Annotated in this window: 5 protein-coding genes; 3 read left to right on the plus strand and 2 right to left on the minus strand. The window is 60.8% G+C overall.

What is annotated here, in order from left to right; all coding sequences use genetic code 11:
* Window positions 1-1193 (minus strand): NAD(P)H-hydrate epimerase (locus tag ENZ74_RS19380; protein ID WP_127312928.1); only part of this gene is annotated, 1193 nt, incomplete at its 3' end.
* Between the two features lie 358 nt (window positions 1194-1551).
* Between ENZ74_RS19380 and ENZ74_RS19385 the strand changes: the two genes are divergently transcribed.
* Window positions 1552-1890: a P-II family nitrogen regulator gene (locus ENZ74_RS19385; RefSeq protein WP_006205430.1), complete on the plus strand. Its 339-nt coding sequence runs from the start codon at window positions 1552-1554 to the stop codon at window positions 1888-1890.
* A gap of 65 nt (window positions 1891-1955) precedes the next feature.
* Window positions 1956-3365 (plus strand): type I glutamate--ammonia ligase, encoded by a 1410-nt coding sequence (gene glnA, locus ENZ74_RS19390; protein WP_013531452.1) that lies wholly within the window; start codon window positions 1956-1958, stop codon window positions 3363-3365.
* A gap of 738 nt (window positions 3366-4103) precedes the next feature.
* On the opposite strand, the gene ENZ74_RS19400 is transcribed toward glnA, so the two are convergent.
* Complete coding sequence (locus tag ENZ74_RS19400; RefSeq protein ID WP_013531450.1) at window positions 4104-5144, minus strand: glutamine synthetase beta-grasp domain-containing protein; 1041 nt, start codon at window positions 5142-5144, stop codon at window positions 4104-4106.
* Window positions 5145-5460: 316 nt separating this feature from the next.
* Here ENZ74_RS19400 and ENZ74_RS19405 point away from each other — a divergent pair, with 316 nt between their 5' ends.
* Complete coding sequence (locus tag ENZ74_RS19405; RefSeq protein ID WP_063168063.1) at window positions 5461-5658, plus strand: DUF2735 domain-containing protein; 198 nt, start codon at window positions 5461-5463, stop codon at window positions 5656-5658.
* The last annotated feature ends 98 nt before the right edge of the window (window positions 5659-5756 follow it).

The raw sequence follows: 5756 nt of genomic DNA on the forward strand, positions 1-5756 counted from the left end.
CCGGCGATATCAGGGAACAGGCGGCCGAATTCGCCCTCATGCGGCGTAACTATCAAGGCAGGCGCATTCGGCTGACGGGCAGCTTCGAACAGCGCCTGAGGCTGATGGGCCAGCGACGTGATGGCGTCGGCATCAAGAACCATCGCACTGGCGTGGTTCGCGGTCGCCTCGTCGCGTGCTTCCTCCTCCAAAGCCTTGATCAGCTGCAGGGCGAAATCGCCGACCTTGGGCTTTGGCCCAAGCCCCGGTCCGAACACCAGCGCCCCGGGATGGCGCACCGTTAGAAATTCCTGCACCTCCTCGAGCGAGCCCGCCTCGCGCAGCATGATCGAGGTCAGGTGAATCGCGTTCACCTGCATGGCGTTGCCAGGCGACAGCACGGTGACCGCCCCTGCCCCGCTTCTGGCGGCGGCCAGCGCCGACAGCCGCGCCGCGCCCGTAGCACTGGGACCGCCGGAAAAGACGCCGACATGGCCGCGCTTGTATTTGTGCGCATCCACCGTCGGCACCGGAAATTCCTGCAACCACAGGTCCGGCACATTCTCGAAGGTCGAGACGGCGAGCTGGGCGATAATGCCGTCGCCGATGCCGATATCGGCGAGCACGATCTCACCGCATTGCCCGCGCCCCGGCAGCAGCAGGTGGCCAGGCTTTTTCCGCGCGAAGGTGATGGTGACCTCGGCACGAAACGCCCTGCCCAATATGTCACCGCTCCTTCCAGAGACGCCGGACGGCAGGTCGACCGCGACCACGGGCAGGCTCAGGGCTGTCACTGTATCGATGGCTTTCGCGGCGTCGCCGGACAGCGGCTTCGACAGCCCCGCCCCATAGAGCGCGTCGATCACGATCGAGCCAGGCTTGGCGTCAAAGTCAGACAGCGGCCGGGGCTTGATCGGGCATTCCGCGGCGGCGAGCGCCGCATCGCTTTTCGGCCTCGGCGCGCCGGATGCCCAGACCGATGTGCCGACGCCGCTGCCGGCCAGGATGCGGGCAACGACATAGCCATCGCCGCCATTGTTGCCGGGCCCGCACAGCACATGGATGTGCTTTGCCGAGGGGTAGCGCTTGAGAACCTCGGCCGCGACCGCTCCACCAGCGCGCCGCATCAGGCCGATGCCGTCGGCTGGGCCGGCGGCAATCGTCAGCCGATCGGCCTCGCTCATTTCGGCCGGGGAAAGAAGTTCGTTGCTCATGGATTGCCGATCCGCATGCGATCAAGCATTGTCCGATTTCGATCCTAAGCAAACAAGGGGGAGTTGCCGAGATCTGCAGCCATAACGTTGGCACGAAAGCATCGCGGGCAGAAAATTGCCTGGGGGATAGGCAATATGCCCGATTTTTGTGCGGACGTGGGTGCTGGCGCTGTGTAGGCTCTGGCAGTCCATGCCGCTTCCGGTGCAGCGAATGACGCGAATTTGCATCCCGGTGCGGCGCGGCTTTGAAATCTTATGAGACCGCTTAGAATCCGCTGAATTGGCACAGTTCGTGCTTGATGGAGGCGCAAGCGGGGGGTCACAACCCGTTTTTTTGGCAGTGGAGGCCACTTTTTACATGAAAAAGATCGAAGCGATCATCAAGCCATTCAAGCTCGACGAAGTGAAGGAAGCGCTTCAGGAGGCCGGACTGCAAGGCATCACCGTCACCGAAGCAAAAGGCTTCGGTCGTCAGAAGGGCCACACCGAACTCTACCGCGGCGCCGAATATGTCGTCGACTTCCTGCCCAAGGTGAAGATCGAGGTCGTGCTTGGCGACGACGCGGTCGAAGGTGCGATCGAGGCCATCCGCAAGGCGGCCCAGACCGGTCGTATCGGCGACGGCAAGATCTTCGTTTCCAATATCGAGGAAGTCGTGCGTATACGCACCGGCGAAACGGGCATGGACGCGGTCTGACCGACCGCGCCATCCTCCCGAAAAACGTCATCATCAAAAAAAGTCATCACACAGGGATACATGACATGACGACAGCCAAAGACATCATGAAGCAGATCAAGGACAACGACGTGAAATTCGTCGACCTGCGCTTCACGGACCCGAAGGGCAAGCTGCAGCACGTGACGATGGATGTCATCGAGGTCGAGGAAGACATGTTCGCCGATGGCGTGATGTTCGACGGCTCGTCGATTGCCGGCTGGAAGGCCATCAACGAGTCCGACATGGTGCTGATGCCCGATCCGGAAACGGTCCACATGGACCCGTTTTTCGCGCAGTCGACCATGGTCATCCTGTGCGACATCCTCGATCCGGTTTCGGGTGAATCCTACAACCGCGATCCGCGCGGTACGGCCAAGAAGGCCGAGGCCTACATGAAGGCCGAAGGCATCGGCGACACCATCTTTGTCGGCCCGGAAGCCGAATTCTTCGTGTTCGACGATGTGAAGTACAAGGCGGATCCCTACAACACCGGATTCAAGCTCGACTCCACGGAATTGCCGTCGAACGACGACACCGATTATGAGACCGGCAATCTCGGCCACCGTCCGCGCATCAAGGGCGGCTACTTCCCGGTGCCGCCGATCGACAGCGCGCAGGACATGCGCTCGGAAATGCTGACCGTGCTCGCCGAGATGGGCGTGCGCGTCGAAAAGCATCACCATGAGGTGGCGGCGGCTCAGCACGAACTCGGCATCAAGTTCGACGCGCTGGTGCGCAACGCCGACAAGATGCTGATCTACAAGTATGTCGTCCACCAGGTCGCCAACGCCTACGGCAAGACGGCAACCTTCATGCCGAAGCCGATCTTCGGCGACAACGGCTCGGGCATGCACGTCCACATGTCGATCTGGAAGAACGGCAAGCCGACCTTCGCCGGCAATGAATACGCCGGTCTGTCGGAAAGCTGCCTGTTCTTCATCGGCGGCGTCATCAAGCATGCCAAGGCGATCAACGCCTTCACCAACCCGCTGACCAATTCCTACAAGCGCCTGGTGCCGGGTTACGAAGCGCCGGTTCTGCTCGCCTATTCGGCGCGCAACCGCTCGGCTTCCTGCCGTATCCCGTTCGGCTCGTCGCCGAAGGCCAAGCGCGTCGAGGTCCGCTTCCCCGATCCGGGCGCGAACCCCTACCTCGCCTTCTCAGCGCTGCTGATGGCCGGCCTCGACGGCATAAAGAACAAGATCCATCCCGGCCAGCCGATGGACAAGGATCTCTACGACCTGCCGCCGAAGGAGCTGAAGAAGATCCCGACCGTCTGCGGCTCGCTGCGTGAAGCCCTGCAGAGCCTCGACAAGGACCGCGGCTTCCTGAAAGCCGGCGGCGTCTTCGACGACGACCAGATCGACAGCTATATCGAGCTGAAGATGGCCGAAGTGATGCGCTTCGAAATGACCCCGCATCCGGTCGAGTACGACATGTACTACTCCGTCTGAGATTCAATCTCGGTCCAAGATTAGCTATAATGCTCAAGCCCTTGAAAGACGTCCCTCTTTCAAGGGCTTTTTGCTGCGCTCCAATAGGATTGCCAGCCGACCGGCATGCCTCGCCTGCACGGCAGCCGCGCATGGACAGCCGTATCCGCCTTTCGTCTTCGACGATCATAGGATGCCCGGATTCTTGGACCTACGGTCCATCGGAGCGGCCGGCTTTTGAGCGCGTCGCTTCAATCACAACTCGGCGGTGTTCAGTAAATGATCAAGGGAGGCGGTTCGGCCGCCAACGTCGGAGCCAGGAGCGAGCGGAGCACTGTCTCAGGCTACAGTGACCGCTCGTCCGGCGCCCACGCCAATGCCGCCGTTCAAGAAAACCCCGCCCGTCCGAACAGCATTGCGTGACGTAACCCCAAGGCCAGCGAATACGCATGCCGTAGCGTGATCTGTCAACGCCGCCAGCCGGGTGGCGAATGACCGATTCCGTTGTATGAACAGATGCTTATGGAAGATCCATCGCCCCGGACAAGGGCTGGAAAAAGGCGGTTTTCCGGGCTTTCTGGCGAGTGATCGCCGCAGACCCGCACGGCTGCGGCCGGAACTCACGGGCGATTAGCGACCGCCGGAACTGCCTGACTTTTTCTGGGTATGTTTTACCGGGAATGCAGTCCGCCGGGTAACGGCCAAAAAAGAACCCCGGCGCGAAACGCCGGGGTCCTCTTGTCATACAGTCCGAAACACTTACGCGGCGGCTGAAACCTGAGCGCTTGCCGGAACCGAGGCGATCGTCTTCAGGATTTGCGAGGCGATCTGGTAGGGGTCGCCCTGCGAGTTCGGACGGCGGTCTTCCAGATAACCCTTATAGTCGCTCTTGATGAAGGAATGCGGCACGCGGATCGAGGCGCCACGGTCGGCAATGCCATAGCTGAACCGGTTCCACGGCGCGGTCTCGTGCTTGCCGGTCAAACGCTTGTCGTTGTCCGGGCCGTAGACGGCGATGTGATCCATCAGGTTCTTGTCGAAGGCCGCCATCAGCGCTTCGAAATAGGCTTTGCCGCCGACTTCGCGCATATAGGCGGTCGAGAAGTTGGCGTGCATGCCAGAGCCGTTCCAGTCGGTGTCTCCGAGCGGCTTGCAGTGGTATTCGATGTCGATGCCGTATTTCTCGGTCAGGCGCTGCAGGAGGTAGCGGGCCATCCACATCTGGTCGGCGGCCTTCTTGGAGCCCTTGCCGAAAATCTGGAATTCCCATTGGCCTTTGGCCACTTCGGCGTTGATGCCTTCGTGGTTGATGCCGGCGGCGAGGCAGAGGTCGAGATGCTCCTCGACGATCTGACGCGCGACGGAGCCGACATTGGAATAGCCGACGCCGGTGTAGTACGGGCCCTGGGGTGCGGGATAGCCGCTCTCGGGGAAGCCGAGCGGGCGACCGTCCTTGTAGAAGAAATATTCCTGCTCGAAGCCGAACCAGGCGCCCTCGTCATCGAGGATGGTGGCGCGCTTGTTTGAGGCATGCGGCGTGACACCATCGGGCATCATGACTTCGCACATGACCAGCACGCCGTTGGTGCGGGCGGGATCCGGATAGACCGCAACCGGCTTCAGCACGCAATCGGAGCTGTGCCCTTCGGCCTGCTGGGTCGAGGAACCATCGAAGCCCCACAGCGGCAGCTGCTCGAGTTCAGGGAATTCGGCGAATTCCTTGATCTGCGTCTTGCCGCGAAGGTTGGGGACCGGGGTATATCCATCGAGCCAGATATACTCGAGCTTGTATTTCGTCATTCTAGCCTCTCGTTGCTTGATCACCGAACACTGAACGGCGTCGACATGCGTCTGCCGTCAGCAGCTGGCCTGCCGCACACTTAAAATGCAATTCGTGTGCCATTCTTGGTCCGGAGGGTGCGACAAAATTGACGCGGCATCCACCGGAAGTCGGTGAGCCGCCTAAGCAATGCGCCCGGATCCATCACGGTCCTTATTTGCACAAATAGTGTGCAAATGCTGATCTTTTCATAGGCATATTGCCTAACTTGATTGCAGACCTTATCTTCGGGCCAAGTTGAATCGAAAAGGTTCGGCGGAAGAAAGGAACCCGGCAATGGAAGTCATTTCCACACGACCGTCGGCCAAAATTTTGATGTTCCCGGCGGCAGCACGCCTCTCTGCCTCAAATTTGAGCGGAAAGGCTAAGTTTGCGGCAGAGCTTGCCTCGCTGCGTGGTGCCCGCGCGGATTTCGGCGACGGCTGGTACCATGAGGCAGCCATCGAGGAAGAGGCCCGGGGCCGCAAGAGCTGACACAAAGGGCAGCAGCCCTCGCCAACGAATTGGCCTGAAAAGAAAAAGCCCGGCGCGATCGTTCGCGCCGGGCTTTCTTTTGAACGCTGGGGCTGCCT

This window comes from Mesorhizobium sp. M7A.F.Ca.CA.002.15.2.1, from assembly GCF_003998715.1.
Classification (GTDB): Bacteria; Pseudomonadota; Alphaproteobacteria; order Rhizobiales; family Rhizobiaceae; genus Mesorhizobium; species Mesorhizobium ciceri.

What these genes read in the sequence shown, in the direction of transcription:
- ENZ74_RS19400 (WP_013531450.1), bottom strand. Translation starts at nt 5,144, where the DNA reads ATGACGAAATACAAGCTCGAGTATATCTGGCTCGATGGATATACCCCG.
- ENZ74_RS19385 (WP_006205430.1), top strand. Translation starts at nt 1,552, where the DNA reads ATGAAAAAGATCGAAGCGATCATCAAGCCATTCAAGCTCGACGAAGTG.
- glnA (WP_013531452.1), top strand. Translation starts at nt 1,956, where the DNA reads ATGACGACAGCCAAAGACATCATGAAGCAGATCAAGGACAACGACGTG.
- ENZ74_RS19405 (WP_063168063.1), top strand. Translation starts at nt 5,461, where the DNA reads ATGGAAGTCATTTCCACACGACCGTCGGCCAAAATTTTGATGTTCCCG.